Raw genomic sequence first — 19,351 nt, forward strand, 5'->3', positions numbered from 1 at the left:
ATGGAAGTGAAAATGACTGGAATCAAGAAAAGTTTTGGCAGCAACTCTGTTCTTAGAGGAGTAGATTTTGATATTCGTGCTGGAGAAGTTCATGCTTTGATGGGAGAAAACGGAGCAGGTAAATCGACGTTGATGAATATTTTGACAGGATTGCATAAGGCAGATGCTGGAGAAATCGTAATCGACGGGAAACAACAACTTTTTGCCAATCCGAAAGAAGCGGAAGATTATGGCGTAAGTTTTATCCATCAAGAGATGAACACGTGGCCGGAAATGACGGTTTTAGAGAATTTGTTTATCGGAAAAGAAATCAAAAACAAAATCGGATTGATTCAAACGAAAAAAATGAAAGAGTTGGCCAATCAAACGTTCAGCGATTTGGGTGTGCAATTGGATTTGGACAAAGACGTGAAAGACCTTTCTGTAGGACAGCAGCAAATGATCGAGATCGCTAAATCATTGATGACGAACGCACAAGTCATCATCATGGATGAGCCGACAGCCGCTTTAACGGAACGCGAGATCGATGTCTTGTTCAAAACGATTCATACATTGACTAAAAAAAATGTATCGATCATTTACATCTCTCACCGCATGGAAGAGATTTTCAAAATCAGTGACCGCATCACTGTCATGCGTGACGGCGTATCGATTGATACAACCATGACAAAAGAGACGACGAATGATGAAGTCGTGCGCAAAATGGTTGGGCGAGATCTAGAAGATTACTATCCGACTAAACATTCGAAAATCGGAGAGGTTGCATTTGAAGCAAAAGGGCTGACACAAAAGGGCCGCTTCAAAGACATTACGTTCAATGTGAAATCCGGAGAGATCGTTGGTTTTTCAGGATTGATGGGAGCCGGTCGAACAGAGATTATGCGCAGTATTTTTGGGATGGATCCTCTAGACGAAGGAGAAATGATTTTAGAAGGTAAGAAATTGACGATCAAAAATCCAAGTGCAGCGATCAAAGAAGGTATCGGATTCTTAACAGAGAACCGAAAAGAAGAAGGTTTGGTACTGGATTACTCGTTGCGAGACAATATCAGCTTGCCATCGATCGACGGCTTCAGCAAATACGGGCTGATTGATACCAAATCAGAAAGCGATTTCTCGACAATGTTGATGAAACGCTTGAATGTCAAAGCGGTTGATGAATTTGATCCTGCATCTAGTTTGTCTGGCGGGAATCAGCAAAAAGTTGTTTTAGCCAAATGGATCGGGATCGGTTCAAAAGTCCTGATTTTGGACGAACCTACTCGAGGCGTTGACGTCGGGGCTAAGCGAGAAATCTATCAATTGATGAATGAATTAGCGGACAGAGGAGTTGCGATCATTATGGTATCGAGCGACCTTCCGGAAATATTAGGAGTCAGCGACCGAGTAATCGTAGTACACGAAGGAAATATCGCTGGCGAATTGTCAAAACAAGAAGCGACAGAAGAAAAAATTATGAAACTTGCAACGGGAGGGTATTAATATGATTGATACAAAACAAATGAAAGAAAACAAAAACACACGCATCTCAAAAGATTTCTTCGGCAAACTAGGACCGCTATTGGCATTGATCGTCTTAATTTTATTGGTAACGATCATGAACCCTGGGTTTATTGCTCCTACAAACGTATTGAACTTATTGAGACAAGTATCGACTAATGCATTGATTGCTTTTGGGATGACATTTGTCATCATTACAGGCGGGATAGATTTATCGGTTGGTTCTACATTGGCATTGAGCAGTGCGTTGATGGCAGGAACGATTGCTGCTGGAGTGGATCCTTTACTGGCTATGTTATTGAGCTTGATTTTAGGAACTGTACTTGGTGCTGTCAATGGGTTGTTGATCACAAAAGGTAGAATGGCTCCATTTATTGCTACGTTAGCAACGATGACGATCTATCGTGGATTGACACTTGTGTACACGGACGGAAACCCGATTACAGGAATCGGCGACAGCTTTATTTTCAAATTTGCTGGACGTGGCTACTTATTTGGCATTCCTTTCCCAGTTATTTTGATGGTGATCAGTTTCCTTCTATTATTTGTCTTATTACACAAAATGACATTTGGACGGAAAACTTTTGCGATTGGTGGAAATGAAAAAGCATCTTTCATCGCAGGAATCAAAAATGACAAAATAAAAATCGGTGTTTACGCATTATCTGGTTTGATGGCTTCACTTGCAGGAATCATTATCACTTCAAGACTAAACTCAGCTCAACCAACAGCTGGAACATCTTACGAGATGGATGCAATTGCTTCAGTGGTTCTTGGCGGAACCAGCTTATCAGGCGGACGGGGAAGAATCGTTGGAACATTGATCGGTGCATTGATCATTGGAACATTGAACAACGGAATGAACTTGTTGGGAATATCAAGTTTCTACCAACAAGTCGTTAAAGGAATCGTTATTATTATTGCTGTATTACTGGACAGAAAAAATAAAAAATAATCGTGGAGGAATGACCAGCATGAAAAAATTATTGAGTTTAGCAACAGCAGCGATTTTATTTTTAGCAGGGTGTGGGGCAGCAACATTGGAAGGTGAAAATGCCACACTGGATGAGGTAGTGGAAAAAGACCCTTCAGAATTAGTTGTAGGGGTTTCGATTTCAACATTGAACAATCCGTTTTTTATTTCTTTAGATCAAGGTATCTCAAAATTGGCTGAAGAAAATGGAACAACAGTAAAAAGTGTAGACGCTCAAAATGATACAGCTAAGCAAACAAATGATGTAGATGATTTGATCCAACAAGGGGTAGACATTTTGCTGATCAACCCAGTTGATTCATCAGCGATCACACCAGCAGTTGAATCAGCTAATGCTTCTGGAATCCCGGTCATTACGATCGACCGCTCAAGTGAAGGCGGACAAGTCGTTACCTTAGTAGCTTCAGACAATGTTGAAGGTGGAGAAATGGCTGCTGAGTATATTGAACAAATTTCAGGAAAAGATGTTACAACCGTTCAACTAGAAGGTACGCCGGGGGCATCGGCTACTCGTGAGCGTGGTAAAGGGTTTATGAATGTTGCTGAGGAATCTTTAAACGTAATCGACAGCCAAACAGCCAACTTTGACCGCGCTGAAGGATTAACAGTTATGGAAAATTTGCTTCAAGCCAACCCTGATATCAAAGCAGTCTTTGCTCAAAATGATGAAATGGCTTTAGGAGCTATCGAAGCAATCCAAGCGGCAGGACTCACAGAAGAGATCCAAGTCGTTGGATTTGACGGAACAGAAGACGGCATCAAGGCTGTAGAAGCAGGCACATTGAGTGCGACAGTGGCTCAAAAACCAGAAGAGATGGGTAAACTTGCGATGCAAGCTGCCATTGATTACTTTGCTGGTGAAACGCTGGAAGAATACATCGCTTCTCCATTAGAATTGGTAACAAATGAAGATTAAGAGTTAATAAACAGGAGAGCGCCGACAGCCAATTGGGTCTGTCGGTGCTTTTTTGGGTTGAGGTTGTTTGAATTGGTTGATCTGGGCGGGTTTTCGGCCATGATTACTTAAAATTAGTCTCTTATGGCCATTCCGGTCGCCCAGTTTTTCCATGAGCACTGAAAAATTACCGCTCATGGCCGGGAAAGAATAAAAAGTCGGCCATGAGCTCCCACAATCTCTGCGTCATGGCTGGAGAACTGCCCTCGCCAAGCCATCCTAGCTACCGTCCACTGCTAAAAAACAAAAAGCAGTAATGATGACAGCTTCATTCTATTCAAGTAGGCAAAATTTTATGAATCGAAGCGAGATTTCAGCCATGGGCACTGAAGATTAGTCTCTCATGGCCGTTCCGGTTGTCCAGTTTTTCCATGAGCACTGAAATGCTACCGCTCATGGCCGGAAAAAACAAATATTCGGCCATAAGCACCCGCAATCTCTGTGTCATGGCTGAAGAACTGCCCACAACACGCCAACATCGCTACCGTCTACCTCTAAAAATCCGAAAAACAGGAAAGCCGACAGACGTATTCTGTCGGCTTTCCTGTTTTTAATTGTCTGCAGGTATGATATCTTTAGGGGTTTTAGCGCAAATGACAGCTTCCGGTTATCCTGCAGCTGAAATCTGGATCAAGATCATCGTCTTTTGTTTCATCGCGTCTGCTGTTTTAACAGGGGTCATTTCTGAATTGTTTAGAAAATTCGGCTGGATTCAACACGGCGACTTGAAATTGCATTTGGAAAATATGTAAAGGAAATCTTCTTTTTAGAAATAAACCACTAATGAAATGCGAAAATGAATAGGCTCTGTTCTTCAACGTAAGAATAGAACCTACTCATTTTTTTGTTGTCAAAAATTAAGAAGCAAGCCGTTTAAAGAAACATTCTTGAACTTTTACAAAATGTTCTTTATACTTTTAACGAACAAGTGTTCGTATTTTTTCGAAAAAAGGTTGTTTATTTGAGTTTATTTCGCTTTTTATAGATGTAGCCAATAAAAAAGAAAATGAGGGAGTGGGATGAACAGAAAAGAAAAACACCTAGAAGAGCAATTGAAGAAAAAATTTCTAAAAGAAGCAAAGTACCAGAAAATCTATAAGAATTATCAGGAAACTAATGAATCAAAGCTGCTCGAGCAATTAAACGGCGACTATTCCGACTTTGTGAATTACACTATACTGCTTTCTCTTATCCAAACGAATATCAAATACACAAGCTTACATGTACGAGAACGTCTGCAAAAAGAGTATTCTGAGATCGTTTCCGAGGAATCTTTAGAATACGCAGTCAATCAAAACCAATCTACTGAACTAGGTTTGCCGCCAAAGAGATGGGAATTCATTATGGAAGATGAAGCTCTTATTGAAGCGGTCTCTTCTTTAACGAAAAGAGAAGAACAAGTAATCTGGTTATTATTTGTAGAAGATAAAACAAATACGGACATCACAACTATTTTAGGCGTCTCTCAACAGTCTATTTCCAAAACAAAAAAACGTGCATTAAAGAAATTAGAATCTTTTCTAGAAAAGGACGGATAAAAAATTGAACAACATAAATGACAAGCTGCTTCAGGCATTTAAAGAACAAAATCTAGAGGTCATTGTAGACGAATTGACCCCTCTTTTTTATAAGTACATGAAAGGAGTACCATCTTCCATGCGCGAAGATGTCTTTCAAGAACTAAGGCTAAATTGTATTCAGGTTGTTGCCAAATATGACTTCTCCAAGGAATACAAGATCTAACTTATTAGAGGGAGAAAGGAGGGAATTTAAATGGAAGAATGGATAGAGTTTATAGAAAACGTCGGATTTCCTATTTTTATAACGGTTTATTTATTGATGCGACTAGAGAAAATCATCAACAAAATGACTGAAGCTTTAACAGAATTGAAGAAATCCTTTTTTAAAGAGTAATTAAAAGAGGAGTGTAACATCGAATGCAAGGTACGTAGTAATAAGTTTTGTAAGCGAGATGTCCACGGGATTCAGTGGAAATTTAGGTTTTCCTTTACCAGACAATTGGGCATTTGACCAAATCTCTACGATTACTTTAGGTAGTGGGGATAGACAAATTGAAATTGATAACAATATCAAATCTGGAAGAGACAACGGCGTTAGTAAAGTGATCAGAACGGATGAATATATCATCGAACTGGATGGTGAAAGCCATGTAATCAGCGTTAACTTATACTACAGATTAGAATATAAAGCTTCAACTGAGTTAGAATTTGGGAAAGGCAATCCAGGGAATACGATTGCTATATCAAATGATGGAAGACTTATGATGACCTCGTCATAATTAAGTGAAATAGCTGCAGGTGAATCTATTGCTAATGATTTAGAATTGGACCTAGATACTAAAAGTCTTATCTATAAGTTTGGAGCCAACATTGGCAGTTCTGGTTTAATTTCAACGTATATATCGATATCTTCAAATATAAAAGCAGAGTATAATTATGAGATCACAAAGCCAGTGGATTTATTGAGTAGGACAACCATTGTGCTAAAATCATTTTTACCGTGGTTTTAAAAAATCCTAATAATCCCACGAGTCCAAATTTAGTTCCAGTAGGAATATCTGTTGTGCTAGTTGCGTTAGCAGCTATTGGAGTTAGTACTCTTTCTGGAGGGGTAGGGGAAAGTGTGTCAGCTGCTTTTCTGCTGCTGGACTATTTATAACTACCATGTTAATTAGCAATAATTAAAGTATTTTAAACAAGAAAAGTAAAGATGATATGAGTTTAAGTTAAACCATATCATCTTTATCTTTTTTAGAATCAAACCATGTTTTTGGAAGAGAAGTTGATGTAAAAGCAGAATATAGTAGAAAATAAAACCGTATTTTAGTTCTCTGTTTGAATATAAGTAAGACTATACACGGTGACTATCTCACTAACTTTTGTAATCAAATCAAAGCCTAAATCGCTAAACTTAAGTATTACTTCTTTTCGTAGGCTATAATAATTACTTCTATATTCTTTTTTAGCTCTATAACTTAAAACAAAGAATATGATCGGAAGTATAACAAAAAGGATCAGCACAGCAGAAATGATAATATTTAGAAGTAACGACTTTTGGCAAACGGTATAGATTTATTCGTGCAAGTAATAATTCATTTAGAAACGCCATCTCAAATAAAACAAATAATCGTGTATAGATAAAAAGACCACAAGTTAAGATAAATATACTAGCCTTTGAACGTGAACCTTATTAAGTTTAAAAGTACAAACTAGTTTAATTCCTTATAAGGATACTAGTAAATATTTTGTTTATTCAATAGTTGAGATAATTGAATAAACATTAAATACCAGTAGAAGTTACAAATTAATAAAGACACGAGTTACATAATTCTATTAAGAAAATAAGATTACTGTAGCAAGCGCAGTTGCAAAATTTATTGAATCTTGATAGATATAGTTTTATAACAAACTATAGAACATTTTCTTATCGGAAACCATAATCTCTAAAAAAGACAAAACTCTCTAGCTGTTTAGAGAGTTTTGTCTTTTTTAGAGATTATTTTTTAAAATGTATATGCTATTTCTTCATATTCAGTGTTAAATCACGTTTAAAGAATAGTGCTGCCTTTTTGATTAATTAATATGGGTAGAGCCCTTAAGCCTATGTTGTAACTAAGAACTTCTTCTGGATTATCTAAATCTATTTCACAAAATTTAGTAATTTTATTAATACGATAACGCATGGTTTTAGGATGAACATACAAAAATTCGGCACTTTTAGTCAGATTTTTATTATGATCAAGATAAGCATGCAAAGTCTCTACTAAATCTGGTTCTTTTTTGTAAAGCATCAATAATTTTAGAGGAACTAGCTCCTTTAATTTAGAAGCATCGGTAATTTCGGAAAGAAAGCGATAAAAACCTAAGTCTTGATAATTCATTATAAAAGAATCTGCTTTGAATCTGCCCACATGTTGTACGATTTTCAAAGCTTGAAGAGAAAAGTGATGAAATTCTTCAATAGTTGTTTCATTGCTAATTCCCACTCGATAAACAGGCAGCTGAGTTTCCATTTTGTGTAAAATCAATAAGAAATTTCTTTCGAACTCTTGTTTAAATTCTTCATCAGTCTGGTTATTTGCACTCATGATAAAAATGATTCGATTAGATCTTATTCGGTATACGAGATCATTCCAATAGTTTTGGCAAAGTTTGATAAAACGTTTATTTTGTTGTTGATCCAATGTCGCCTCACCAATATTTAAAGTGGGATTCTCTATCGAATGAATCAACTGAGTTACGACGATTCGATACTTTTTATCTGGTTGAAGATGCAAAACACTAGCTGATTCGTACATGCTTTCCTTAGAGGAAAACTTATTTGACATTAAATCATCAATGATGTCATTCCGAAAGTTTTGTTGCACTTCTGAGATAGCAAACTTTTTTATCAATTCCATTTGCAAGAAGCTGACGGCATTTTCGATTGCCATGATATCAAGATCGTTCAAATTTTTATCGAGCTCGTTGACAACCAAATAATGAAAATCATTTCCAATATTTGAAATTTTAACAATCAGTTGAGTAAAGACTTTTTCTGGATTTGAAAAAAACCTTACAGATTGACGATCATAATCATAATTCATATATGACTCTTTTTTTACAGGGATACTAGTGATTACTGTGAAATTTGTACAGCTCTCTTTTGTAGCGAAAATACTTTGTTTATCATAATTTAATAATGAAATAGGACAATGAATCATTTCCTCTAACGTATATGCTATATCTTCTAGCGATGGTTGCTCTAAAGCCAATCTCGTGAATTTATGATGAATGTCATGATAATAGTCAAGTAATCGGACTTTTTCATTAAATAAAATCTGCATTACTTCTAAAATAATTGCACTGTAAGGCGTACTCTTTGAAATCTGTATAAGCGGAAGATCATACTCATCACAAGCCTCTAAAACACCATCTGGAATTTTTTCAATAAATCGGTCCTTTTTAATGATCAAAGCACTAGTTTGATAGGTAGCCAATTTTTCTATAAAACTGGTTAAATTCTCGGGAGACTCATGTTGCAGACTATAAAAACTGGATAGGAGTACTTGTCCAGGAGTAAGCCATTTTTCTATGTCGGGTGCTTCCATGACCATAATATTACTTATTTCTTTACTTAATCCGTTCTTACCACTAATAAGTGTAGCATCCATCATGGATGGAATATCCAACATGTCCTTTATTGTAAATGGCACAAGCTACTCCTCCTAAAGTTCTATAATTTAATTTTTCTTCACAATACCATAACCAAAATAAATAAAAAAGGCATTTTTTATCCTCGTGAGATAAAAAAATAAAAAAAATTATCTTTTGAAGCGAATGTATACGCTTTTATAAGTAGGTATAATAAAGATATAGAAAATGAGATAAGAAAAATAAGTCTATAAATAAACGAAATTCCTTAATAATTAGTTTTGTAGACAATCTTATCTTTATTTTCTTTGTACTCTCATTTTATAGATAACGAAAGTAGTATATTTTACTAGGATTTTGAATGAATGATCTTTTAGTCTACATACTTAGAATAAATAAAGGAAAGACGAAATGTAGACCCGCTTACAAAGTTTAGAATAAGATAACGATCTCCAGTTAGGAACTCTGCTTTGAGAAATACTGCAAAGAATGCTGTGAATTCAGTAGGAATTATTTTTTTAGTTAGTGGATGCGTTTTTTATATCGTAATTTCTATTTTTAATGATCGCTTTGAAATTTATAGAGCATGGGAGGTGTGAGTACAATTTAGATGTATTCAAACTTAGTAGTAGTAATCTAGTTTTAATTGAGGCTGAGAATAAGAGTACAATCATCTACGAAAAAATTAAACAAATGAGGTGTTAGAAGAAAGAAGGGGGAAAAATGAATAAGATAAAAAAAACAAGTTTAACTTTTCAAATCATGATCATGACCTTTTTAGGAGTGGTTTTCGGAGCTTTATTTGGGCAATATTTAGATTTTTTAGAAGTATTGGGACAAATTTTTTTGCGGCTAATCCAAATGTCTATCGTTATTCTAATTATGGGACAAATTATTGAAGCTGTCGGAAATTTGAACCCTAAAGGATTAGGTAAGATTGGTTTAAAGACATTTGCTTTATTTATTATTTCTTCATTAATAGCAGCGGTAATTGGAGTTGCAGCAGGTGTTTTATTTAATCCGGGATCTGGGATGAATGCTAGTTTATTAGAAAGCTCAGCAGAGAGTATTGAGGCAGCCTCTGCAGGATCCGTTTCAGAATTAATTTTGAACTTTTTTCCTACAAATATATTTAGTTCAATGGCAGAAGGATCTATTGTCCAAGTAATTGTTTTTTCTCTGATTTTTGGTATAGCGTTAAGTTTCGTAAGAAATGAACAAGAAAATCACGGAATTTTAAAGTGGATCAAGCAATTCAATGTAGTTGTTCTAAAAATGATTGGATTGATTATGAAGACAGCTCCTATAGGAATATTTGCTATTATTGCTTCCACAATCAGTAAAGTAGGGTTGAGTGTCATCTTACCAATGGGGAAATATTTAGCTGTCTATGCTTTGGCTACATTTTTATATTTAGTGATTTGGTTTGTCATTACATCTTTATATTTAAAGGTCTCTATGGGGAAACTTATAAGAAACTTGTTCCAGATGTCGCTAATGGCATTGGCTACGACTTCTTCTGCAATAACTTTACCCACAGCTTTGAATGATTCGAAAGAGAAACTAGGCATAAGTGATCGAATAGCCAAATTGGTTCTTCCACTAGGAATGTCGTTGAACAGCAACGGATCTGCTATGCATATGGCAATCACGATTGTTACGATCGCACAGATTTTCGGAGTAACGTACGATACAGGAAATTACATTTATATTGTTGTCCTTTCTACGATGGCCTCTTTGGCAAATGCCGTAGTTCCAGGTGCAGGTTTAGTATCCCTGTCAATTGTAATTCCGAGTATGGGTTTACCTATTGAAAGTATTGCATTATTTGCCGGAGTAGATTGGTTTGTCGGAATGTTGAGAACGATTCTAAATGTAGATTCTGACACAACTACTGCTTTGATTGTGGCGAAGAGTGAAAATGAGTTGGATTACACTATATTCAACCGCTAATGAGAGGAACAAAGAATGGGTAAAAGGAATAGGGGGTGAGTAATAAAATATTAAATAGGCAAGGATGATAACGCGATATAGATTTATACTATATTAAACTTGAGGAGAATTGTTATGAAAAATAAATGGACACGGAGTTTTTGGCTCTTATTGATGGGTATTGTTATATTATTTATTCCAACAGCTGTATCTGCAACAGGTATTGAAGCAGTAGATATCCCTACAGGTTGGATGGGGGTACTGACATTAGTTCCTTTGATTATCGTATTGACATTACTGTTTTTGAAAGTCGATATGATCATCGCAGGATTAGTCGGTGGGATCATTGCTATGATTCTTGGAGGAATCGGACTAGCAGAGGCCAACACAAAAGTTTTGGAAGCTATTCCTACGATGTTAAGTATTACTGTGCCTATTATTAACTCAGCTATTGCAATGGCCGTATTTAAATCCGGTGGTTATACTGCCGCTTTGACACTGGCTAGTCGTATAACGAAAGGAAAAGTAGAATACATTTCTGCATTTATCGTTATCTTATTAGCAGCTGCTACCTACATGTCTGGTATTGGTGGAGGAAGTGCAATGGTAATCGCACCCTTAGCATTTGCTGCAGTAGGTGTTGTTCCAGAATTGATTGCAGCTATGTCTTTAGCAGCAGCAGTTTCCTTTACTACATCTCCTGCTTCTTTAGAATCGAGTATCGTTTCTGAACTAGGAGGCTTTGAAGTTACTGAATATGTAGCAACTATGCGTCCGTACTGGATAATATTTGTTGCATTGGCCATTTTGCTAGCTTATTTTGGAACTAAGAGAAGAAAAATCGGATTTAAAGAGGATGCTTCCAGTGAATATAGAGACATGAGCAATGGAGAACTATTCAAATATACATTGCCAGCTATCTTCTTGCTATTCGCAGTGATTTTTGGACCGTTGATCAACGGACTAGTAGGTATAGCAATTTTTACACCACTTGTTTATATGGTCATAACATTAGCTTTAATCTACGTGTGCACGAAGTTCAAATTGAACCAAACTGTAGAAGCTATGATTGATGGATCATCGTACATTTTGACTCGATTATTCCAAGTAGGTATCTTTCTAGGATTCATCAATATTATCGCTGAAACAGGAACATTTGGAGTGATTGCCGGTGTTGCCAATTTAGCACCAGCGTTCATAGTTGTTCCAGTAGCAGTTCTAACCGGTATATTGATAGGTATCCCAGCCGGAGCTTACGTGGGATCTGTTTTAGCATTAGTCCTTCCAGTAGGGATATCATTAGGATTTTCACCGCTGGCTTTAGGACTTGTGACTATGGGGGTCGGTATGGGAAGTCAAATGAGTTTTGTAAACATTACGATGCAAGCTTTATCTTCTGGATTCCAATTACCAATTTTAGACATTGTTAAAGGTAATGTAAAATGGATCAGTATTGCTTCCGTAATCCTATTGATAATAGCGTTTGTAGCTGCGTAAAATTTTGATGAGAGGATAGATGAAAAATGGATATTTTATTAAGACAAGTACGTTTGAATGATGGAGAAGATTTAAAAGATGTAGGAATTAAAAATGGAGAGATTGTTGCCATTGAAAGAGAAATTAAAGAAAAAGCCGATAAAGTAATTGATGCAGAAGGACGAGTATTGGTGCCGGGATTTGTAGAAAGTCATATTCATTTGGACAAAGCGTTGATTGCCAGTCGAAAACCCAACAAATCTGGTACTTTACAAGAAGCCATCAAAGTAACTGCTGATCTTAAGCCGACTTTCTCAAAAGAAGATATTTACGACCGCGCAAAACAAGCATTGGAAATGATTATTCCACGCGGAGTTACGGCTATCAGAACGCATTCTGAATTTGATCCAACACAAGGGTTTACTGGGTTTGAAACTATTTTGCAATTAAAAGAGGAGTACAAACATTTAGTTGATATACAAGTAGTTGCATTCCCGCAAGAAGGTATTTTTAAAGCTCCGGGTACGGAAAAAATGATGTATAAAGCTATGGAAATGGGAGCAGATGTTGTAGGCGGGATTCCCTATAACGATGCACCAGCCAATGAACACATTGATTTAATCTTTGAGATCGCTAAAAAATACGACAAACCAATCGATTTACACCAAGACTTCAGTGATGAAGCTGACAACATGTCGATTGAGTATTTATGCCGAAAAACGATCGAAGAAGGCTACCATGGAAGAGTCTCTGTAGGACATTTGACAGCATTACATGCTTTGTCAAAAGATCAGTTGAATCCAATCATTCAATTAATGGTAGAAGCGCAAATCAATGTGATGGCTTTACCAGCAACTGATTTGCACTTAGGAGCTCGTAACGATGAATACAATGTCAGACGCGCGGTAACTCCAATTCGTAAATTGAGAGATGCTGGTGTGAACATGTGTATCGCATCTAATAATATTCGTAACGCATTTACTCCTTATGGAAATGGAGATATTTTGCAAACAGCCATGTTAGCTATCCCAGTGGGCCATTTAGGTGGAGCAGATGACTTGCATACTGTATTGCCGATGATTACAGAGAACCCAGCAAAAGCTATCGGGTTGACCAAGTATGGTATCAAAGTAGGCAACAAAGCAGATGTAGTCTTGCTGGACACAATGGTTAAGGAAAATGCGATCATTGACATTCCCGAAAGATTGTACGTTATAAAAAATGGAAAAATTACAGTTGAAAACCATAAAGAAACTATAGTTTACCGATAATCATTAAACAAATCACTCAAGAAAAAAAGATCTCGCTGCCTCCAAAATCAGGAAGTGCATGGGATCTTTTATTTACTTTACTTGTCCATCCAATCAAACAGCTGGTGATAAGCTTCTTTGGCTTTTTCATTTGAGGGGTCACGATCAAAATCGTGTTCCAAACCCTCGACTGAAAAAAAGTATGAATCAGGAATAGATGAGTGCAATGTCTTTCCTATTGCATATGGGATATCTTGATCAATCGTACTTTGAGCGATAAAAACAGGAGGCAAGGCTTGCAAGTCCTCTAATGTTAAAGAAAAAATTTGAATATCTTCTTGACTAGCCTGTAAAAATTCTATCCACTTGCCGGTTTGTCTAGCATACAAATACAATGCATATCGTGTTTGAAGCGGCCCTTTAGCAATAGGGGATGATGAACTAATCAATTTGCGGATTACTTTTTCAGGTACCAATGGATACTTTTTGTAGTAAACACTCGGTTTATGGAAACTCGCCTCATTAAGTGAATAGTAACCATAAAAACTGATTAATTTGACAGGACTTGGAAGTTCGGGGTCGTTTGCCAGCAACAGAGACAAGTAAGCTCCTGCAGAACGACCAAATAAAATAAATGTATCGCTTGTAATACCTAGAGTAGAGGAATATTCTTCGATGAACCATTGAATCCCTTTTCTAGTTTCGGTATAAATATCCTTCAATGGTGCTTCAGGTGCTAAAGGATAGTCGAAAGCCAAAAAATGATATCCTGCTTGTAAAAAATTTTGAATGTAAACTTCTGGCAAATCGTTACGCTGACCGTACACTAATCCTCCGCCATGGATATAAATAATAGTCTGCTCTTTAGATGCGGAATCGGCTTTGTAAAAAGTTGCTTCCAACACCAATGATTGATAATGGGTGTAAGAGTGTGTTGTCGATGGAAGTACCATGCTGATCCTCCTTTCATTTTATAAAAGCTCTGTTTATCTTCTTAGATTAGCACATAAACTATTTATTAAAAAAGAAAGGGGATAGAAAATCTTTTTTTATCCCTAGGAGGTAAAAGTAATGCTATATTTTGTCTTTTCACGCAAATGTATACGCTATCAATAGGTACTATAATAAAAGATGTAAATAAAGAATGGAGGTAAGAAAATTGGTTTATACAAAGATAAAAGAGAATAGTTATCAAGATTCAATCAACTTGATGTTGCTGACCAATGCAGTGAGTACAATCGATGGGGTCAAAAAAGCTCAAGTTATGATGGGAACAGATGCGAATAAAGATATTTTAAAGGAAGCTGGATTATACAACGATGAAGTCCAAAAAGCTCAGCCGAGTGATATGGTGGTGGCGGTAGATTCGCAAGATGAAGCCGTTCTTTCTGCTGTAATGGATGAAGTGGAAAACTTTTTAGGCGACTTATCGGTCAAAAAAGAAAGCAGCCAAGTGAAAGATGCACGTAATTGGGATGAAGCACTAGAAGCTCAACCAGATGCTAATCTAGCATTGATCTCTGTACCTGGAATTTATGCTGCTGACGAAATCGAAACAGCATTAGACAACAATCTTCATGCTTTTGTCTTTAGTGATAATGTCTCTAAAGAAGATGAGGTTCGTTTGAAGAAAAAAGCTCATGAAAAAGGTCTGTTGGTTATGGGACCTGACTGTGGAACGGGAATCATCTCAAACGTACCAATGGCTTTTTCCAACGTAGTGAAACCTGGGAATATCGGGATCGTGGGAGCGTCAGGTACGGGGATTCAAGAAGTAACGACGATCATTGACCGATTAGGCGGGGGAGTTAGCCATGCAATCGGAACCGGCGGACGCGACTTGTCGAATGAAGTTGGCGCAATCACGATGAAAGATGCACTTGTTGGGTTAGCAGAACACGAACCGACAGACGTAATCGTCGTCATTTCTAAGCCGCCTGCACCAGAGGTTCGCGATGAAGTAGTACGCTTATTGCATGATCTTCCTAAACCAGTAGTAGCGATTTTCCTTGGAGAAAACCCTGAGCATCATGAAGGAGACGTTTATCTAGCACATACGCTAGAAGAAACAGCTCATATCGCAGTTGACTTAGCAAATGGCAAAGAAGTGAAAGACCGTTATCAAGAACAACCGCATCATTTAGGCGGCGAAAAAGTAGGAACAGATAAAACGGTTAAAGGACTTTATTCAGGCGGAACGTTGGCTTCTGAAGCAGCGATGCTGATTTCTGAAGCATTAGAATTGGGTGGCTTGATCAAGGAAGAAGGCTACATTTTAAAAGCTAACGGATTTGAAGTGATGGACCTTGGAGATGACATTTACACACAAGGGAAACCTCACCCAATGATCGATCCTGAAGTTCGGAAAAAGAAAATTGAAGAATACGCCGCAGACGAAAATACCGGCGTCATCTTGTTGGATATTGTTTTAGGATACGGTTCGCATCCAGATATGGCTGGAGTCTTAGCGCCTGTGATCAAGGAAGCGTTAGAAACAGCTAAAACTGAAAACCGCGAGCTTTCTTTCATCGGAACCGTTTGTGGAACCCAACAAGACCCTCAAGATTATGAAGAAGCTAAACATACGTTGGAAGAAGCGGGTGTCTTAGTGGAAGACAGTAATGCAAAAGCTGTCAGATTAGCCTTGAATTTGATGGGCAAAGACGTAGAAGATGCACCAAAAGAAGTTAAAAGCTACGATCAAGAAAAACGTGCATTGCCAGCAGTGAGTGAAGCCGTAACAGACTTACTAAATACGAAACCAAGAGTGATCAATATAGGGATTGAAAGCTTCAGCGAGGTTGTTCGCGAACACGGCGGGCAAGCGGTTCAATACAATTGGAAACCAGTAGCGGGCGGAAATCGCAAATTGATCAAGATCTTGAACCAATTGAAACAAAGGGATGAGATCAACAAACAAAATGAAAAAGTCATCGGACGTTTCAAAGATGCACAGCCATTCCTAGTGGATGTTGTACCAGCGCATACGGTTATTCCTGAATTGAAAGAAAAAGTCTTGCTGCATGCTGGTCCGCCAATCGCTTATGAAGATATGACTGGACCAATGCAAGGTTCATGTGTGGGAGCTACCTTATATGAAGGATGGGCTGAAACAGAAGAAGAAGCAAGAAGAATGTTAGAAAACGGCGAGTTTACCTTTATTCCGTGTCACCATGTGAATGCTGTTGGACCGATGGGCGGGATCACATCTATGCACATGCCGGTCTTAGTAGTAGAAAACCGCTTAACGAACAACACAGCTTACTGTATTTTGAATGAAGGAATCGGTAAAGTATTGCGTTTCGGAGCCTTCTCTCAAGAAGTTGTGGATCGTTTGACATGGATCCAAGATGTATTAGCACCTGTTTTAAGTAAAGCTTTGCGCAAATTAGATGGCGGATTGAACGTGAATGTGTTGGCTGCTAAAGCGATAACTATGGGGGATGAGTTCCACCAAAGAAATATCGCAGCCAGCTTGTTGTTCTTGAAAGAAATCTCACCAACAATTCTGTCGTTAGACGATGTAGACAACGCGATGAAACAGGAAGTGATCCAATTCTTAGCAGATACAGATCAATTCTTCTTAAACATCATGATGGCAACAGGTAAAGCTATCGTTGATGGAGCACGCCAAATCACCGAAGGAACCATCGTTACCACAATGACTCGTAACGGAAAAGATTTCGGTGTTCGTGTCAGTGCTTTAGGAGATCAATGGTTTACTGCACCCGTTAATACACCAAAAGGATTATACTTTACTGGTTTCAGTGAAGAAGACGGTAACCCTGATATCGGAGACAGTGCGATCACGGAAACCATCGGTGTTGGTGGTATGGCAATGATTGCAGCTCCAGGGGTTACTCGATTTGTCGGAGCTGGCGGTTTTGAAGATGCTTTACGCGTCAGCAATGAGATGAGTGAAATCTGTGTGGGACATAACCCGAACTACAGTATCCCAACATGGGACTTCAAAGGAGCTTGTCTTGGAATCGACATTCGTAAAGTTGTCGAAACTGGAATCACACCGTTGATCAATACCGGAATCGCTCATAAACAAGCAGGACTTGGTCAAGTAGGTGCCGGAACGGTACGTGCTCCGTTGGCTTGTTTCGAAAAAGCTTTGGTAGCTTATGCTGAATCTGTTGGAATTGAAGTAGAGGAAGACTAATGAATGCCATCCAAAGAGAAATAAAAAGCAATTTTTTGTCTCTCTATTTTAAAGATTCGCTGCAAATGGGGAGCATCCATACGTTATTTGAAAACAGTATGAATGTTCAATTTCCATTCGGTTTGTTTCATATTGGACAGATTGGGATGCCTTTATCTCCATACGGCTGCGTGATCAGTACGCAACTGTATCGTCGGCTGCACGAGCAATGCCGACCAGGAGATTTGGTGCGTTTCAAACAAGGAAAGCTGTATTTCTATACGCAAAAAGACATCATCGACATCGACTTGCACATGTTTGAAGAAGTTGACTTGTCTGTTCCAGAATTAGGTTTAAGAAGCGTTGATTTAGAAAAAACGGTGTTCTACCAAGTATTTAAAGAAGAGATGTTTTCCTTATCTATTGAGACTGGATTGCCATTGAATGCCGCGATCAAAGATGGACTCAAATCTTTGGCTGAACCAGATGAAGGCAAAAAGTTGCTGGCAGATGAAGACATGATGCGGATGTTAATCGGGAGAGGAATCGGATTGACGCCAAGTGGAGACGATATCTTGATCGGGTACACATTTGCGCGGATGTTGTTTCAAGAAGCAGCAGGTTGGAAAGAGAAAGTCGCTGCAGCGCTGAAAGAAAAAAAGACGACAGCTATCAGTGAAGCTTATTTTAAAGCGTTGCTAAAAGGTTACGTCAACGAGAATTTCTTGTATTTGGCGAAATTAGTGACGGAAAAAGATTTTGAGAAAATAGCCGATACGATTCAAAGCTTGAAACGTTTCGGCCACACTTCAGGAACGGATACGTTATATGGCTTTGCATTAGGATTGAGATACGTGCAAAAGAAGGAGAGATAAACGAGTGAAGAAAAAAATTGTAGTAGCATTAGGCGGAAATGCGATTTTATCAACAGAGGCCAGTGCAGAAGCGCAAGAACGAGCTTTAGCAGAAACAGCTGAAAAATTGGCTGTTTTAGTAGAACAAGGAAATGAATTGATTATTTCACACGGAAATGGTCCTCAAGTAGGGAACTTATTATTGCAGCAAGCAGCTGCTGATTCCGAAAAAAATCCCGCTATGCCGTTGGATACTTGTGTGGCAATGACGCAAGGGAGCATCGGGTATTGGATGCAAAAAGCGATGAGACAAGCATTGAAAGATCGCGGAATCGCTAAAGACGTGGCAACAGTATTAACAGAAGTTGTCGTTGATGTGAATGATCCTGCTTTTGAGAATCCGACAAAACCTGTTGGACCATTCTTTACCGAGGAAGAAGTAAGATCATTATCTTCAGAAGCGGTATACAAAGAAGATTCAGGACGCGGATGGCGGAAAGTTGTTCCGTCTCCTAAACCAGTTAATATCACAGAAGCTCCGATCGTTGAGCAATTGATCAAACAAGGTGTCATCACGATCTCAACAGGTGGAGGCGGTATTCCAGTCGTTGAAAAAGACGGCAAAGTTGTTGGAGTGGAAGCTGTTATCGACAAGGATTTCGCTTCTGAAAAATTAGCTGAACTGGTTGATGCAGACTTATTCATCATCTTGACAGGTGTCGATAATGTTTACATCAACTACAACAAGCCGGACCAAAAGAAACTAGAAGTTGTTTCTACTGACGAATTGAAACATTACATCAGTGAGGACCAATTTGCTCCAGGCAGTATGCTGCCGAAAGTTGAAGCAGCGATTCTTTTTGCTGAACAATCTCAAAAAGGCGGCGAAACAGTGATTACTTCATTGGAGAACTTGTCAAATGTCATCAATGAAAACGGTGGGACGAGAGTCGTTAAGAAATAAAACTTTTATTTGAAGATACACGTTTAAATGAGCTGAATTGAGCCGTTTATGCGTGTATTTTTCAGGATTGGATAAGAGATTATAGAGAGTAAAAGGGATTTTAGGCCATGAAAGACAAAAATAAAG

The 19,351-nt window shown here is 38.0% G+C and carries 16 protein-coding genes; 14 read left to right on the forward strand and 2 right to left on the reverse strand.

Going from position 1 to position 19,351, the window contains the following annotated elements:
• The 8 genes from ACE025_RS01405 (at position 1) to ACE025_RS01440 (ending at position 6,128) form a co-directional block, all read left to right on the forward strand.
• Positions 1-1,482, forward strand: coding sequence for a sugar ABC transporter ATP-binding protein (locus ACE025_RS01405; protein WP_485936706.1), 1,482 nt, complete (start codon positions 1-3; stop codon positions 1,480-1,482).
• A 1-nt stretch (position 1,483) separates the two neighbouring features.
• Positions 1,484-2,455: an ABC transporter permease gene (locus ACE025_RS01410; RefSeq protein WP_485936708.1), complete on the forward strand. Its 972-nt coding sequence runs from the start codon at positions 1,484-1,486 to the stop codon at positions 2,453-2,455.
• A gap of 19 nt (positions 2,456-2,474) precedes the next feature.
• Entirely contained in the window at positions 2,475-3,410 is a 936-nt protein-coding gene (locus ACE025_RS01415) for a D-ribose ABC transporter substrate-binding protein (RefSeq protein WP_485936710.1), read from the forward strand.
• A gap of 632 nt (positions 3,411-4,042) precedes the next feature.
• A complete protein-coding gene (locus ACE025_RS01420; protein ID WP_485936712.1) occupies positions 4,043-4,201 on the forward strand; it encodes a hypothetical protein in 159 nt (52 codons plus the stop codon).
• 267 nt (positions 4,202-4,468) lie between these two features.
• Entirely contained in the window at positions 4,469-4,987 is a 519-nt protein-coding gene (locus ACE025_RS01425) for a sigma-70 family RNA polymerase sigma factor (RefSeq protein ID WP_485936714.1), read from the forward strand.
• Positions 4,988-5,222: 235 nt separating this feature from the next.
• A complete protein-coding gene (locus ACE025_RS01430) occupies positions 5,223-5,363 on the forward strand; it encodes a YvrJ family protein (RefSeq protein WP_485936716.1) in 141 nt (46 codons plus the stop codon).
• 40 nt (positions 5,364-5,403) lie between these two features.
• Complete coding sequence (locus ACE025_RS01435; protein WP_485936769.1) at positions 5,404-5,748, forward strand: hypothetical protein; 345 nt, start codon at positions 5,404-5,406, stop codon at positions 5,746-5,748.
• A gap of 221 nt (positions 5,749-5,969) precedes the next feature.
• Positions 5,970-6,128: a hypothetical protein gene (locus ACE025_RS01440; protein ID WP_485936718.1), complete on the forward strand. Its 159-nt coding sequence runs from the start codon at positions 5,970-5,972 to the stop codon at positions 6,126-6,128.
• 889 nt (positions 6,129-7,017) lie between these two features.
• Here ACE025_RS01440 and ACE025_RS01445 read toward each other — a convergent pair.
• Positions 7,018-8,664 carry a PucR family transcriptional regulator gene (locus ACE025_RS01445; RefSeq protein ID WP_485936720.1) on the reverse strand — a complete coding sequence of 549 codons (1,647 nt, stop codon included), beginning with the start codon at positions 8,662-8,664 and terminating at the stop codon, positions 7,018-7,020.
• A 661-nt stretch (positions 8,665-9,325) separates the two neighbouring features.
• Here ACE025_RS01445 and ACE025_RS01450 point away from each other — a divergent pair.
• From ACE025_RS01450 to ACE025_RS01460, 3 genes are all read left to right on the forward strand, one after another.
• A complete protein-coding gene (locus ACE025_RS01450) occupies positions 9,326-10,555 on the forward strand; it encodes a dicarboxylate/amino acid:cation symporter (protein WP_485936722.1) in 1,230 nt (409 codons plus the stop codon).
• A 114-nt stretch (positions 10,556-10,669) separates the two neighbouring features.
• On the forward strand, positions 10,670-12,031 hold the full coding sequence (locus ACE025_RS01455) for a citrate transporter (RefSeq protein ID WP_485936724.1): 1,362 nt from the start codon (positions 10,670-10,672) through the stop codon (positions 12,029-12,031).
• Between the two features lie 26 nt (positions 12,032-12,057).
• Entirely contained in the window at positions 12,058-13,281 is a 1,224-nt protein-coding gene (locus tag ACE025_RS01460; protein ID WP_485936726.1) for an amidohydrolase family protein, read from the forward strand.
• Between the two features lie 77 nt (positions 13,282-13,358).
• On the opposite strand, the gene ACE025_RS01465 is transcribed toward ACE025_RS01460, so the two are convergent.
• Complete coding sequence (locus ACE025_RS01465) at positions 13,359-14,213, reverse strand: alpha/beta hydrolase (RefSeq protein ID WP_485936728.1); 855 nt, start codon at positions 14,211-14,213, stop codon at positions 13,359-13,361.
• 206 nt (positions 14,214-14,419) lie between these two features.
• Between ACE025_RS01465 and ACE025_RS01470 the strand changes: the two genes are divergently transcribed.
• Genes ACE025_RS01470 through arcC form a run of 3 tightly spaced genes read left to right on the forward strand, consistent with a single transcriptional unit; the run spans position 14,420 to position 19,225 of the window.
• Positions 14,420-17,428, forward strand: a complete 3,009-nt coding sequence (locus ACE025_RS01470; protein ID WP_485936730.1) for a bifunctional FdrA/YlbE family protein — start codon at positions 14,420-14,422, stop codon at positions 17,426-17,428.
• A complete protein-coding gene (locus ACE025_RS01475; protein WP_485936732.1) occupies positions 17,428-18,282 on the forward strand; it encodes an oxamate carbamoyltransferase subunit AllH family protein in 855 nt (284 codons plus the stop codon). The genes ACE025_RS01470 and ACE025_RS01475 overlap by 1 nt, the downstream gene beginning before the upstream one ends.
• Before the next feature lie 4 nt (positions 18,283-18,286).
• Positions 18,287-19,225, forward strand: a complete 939-nt coding sequence (arcC, locus tag ACE025_RS01480) for a carbamate kinase (protein ID WP_485936734.1) — start codon at positions 18,287-18,289, stop codon at positions 19,223-19,225.
• Positions 19,226-19,351 lie beyond the last annotated feature (126 nt).

Source organism: Desemzia sp. AGC72 (assembly GCF_057334175.1).

What these genes read in the sequence shown, in the direction of transcription:
- ACE025_RS01450 (WP_485936722.1), top strand. Translation starts at nt 9,326, where the DNA reads ATGAATAAGATAAAAAAAACAAGTTTAACTTTTCAAATCATGATCATG.
- ACE025_RS01475 (WP_485936732.1), top strand. Translation starts at nt 17,428, where the DNA reads ATGAATGCCATCCAAAGAGAAATAAAAAGCAATTTTTTGTCTCTCTAT.
- ACE025_RS01460 (WP_485936726.1), top strand. Translation starts at nt 12,058, where the DNA reads ATGGATATTTTATTAAGACAAGTACGTTTGAATGATGGAGAAGATTTA.
- ACE025_RS01415 (WP_485936710.1), top strand. Translation starts at nt 2,475, where the DNA reads ATGAAAAAATTATTGAGTTTAGCAACAGCAGCGATTTTATTTTTAGCA.
- ACE025_RS01420 (WP_485936712.1), top strand. Translation starts at nt 4,043, where the DNA reads ATGACAGCTTCCGGTTATCCTGCAGCTGAAATCTGGATCAAGATCATC.
- ACE025_RS01430 (WP_485936716.1), top strand. Translation starts at nt 5,223, where the DNA reads ATGGAAGAATGGATAGAGTTTATAGAAAACGTCGGATTTCCTATTTTT.
- ACE025_RS01410 (WP_485936708.1), top strand. Translation starts at nt 1,484, where the DNA reads ATGATTGATACAAAACAAATGAAAGAAAACAAAAACACACGCATCTCA.
- ACE025_RS01455 (WP_485936724.1), top strand. Translation starts at nt 10,670, where the DNA reads ATGAAAAATAAATGGACACGGAGTTTTTGGCTCTTATTGATGGGTATT.
- ACE025_RS01405 (WP_485936706.1), top strand. Translation starts at nt 1, where the DNA reads ATGGAAGTGAAAATGACTGGAATCAAGAAAAGTTTTGGCAGCAACTCT.
- ACE025_RS01425 (WP_485936714.1), top strand. Translation starts at nt 4,469, where the DNA reads ATGAACAGAAAAGAAAAACACCTAGAAGAGCAATTGAAGAAAAAATTT.
- ACE025_RS01465 (WP_485936728.1), bottom strand. Translation starts at nt 14,213, where the DNA reads ATGGTACTTCCATCGACAACACACTCTTACACCCATTATCAATCATTG.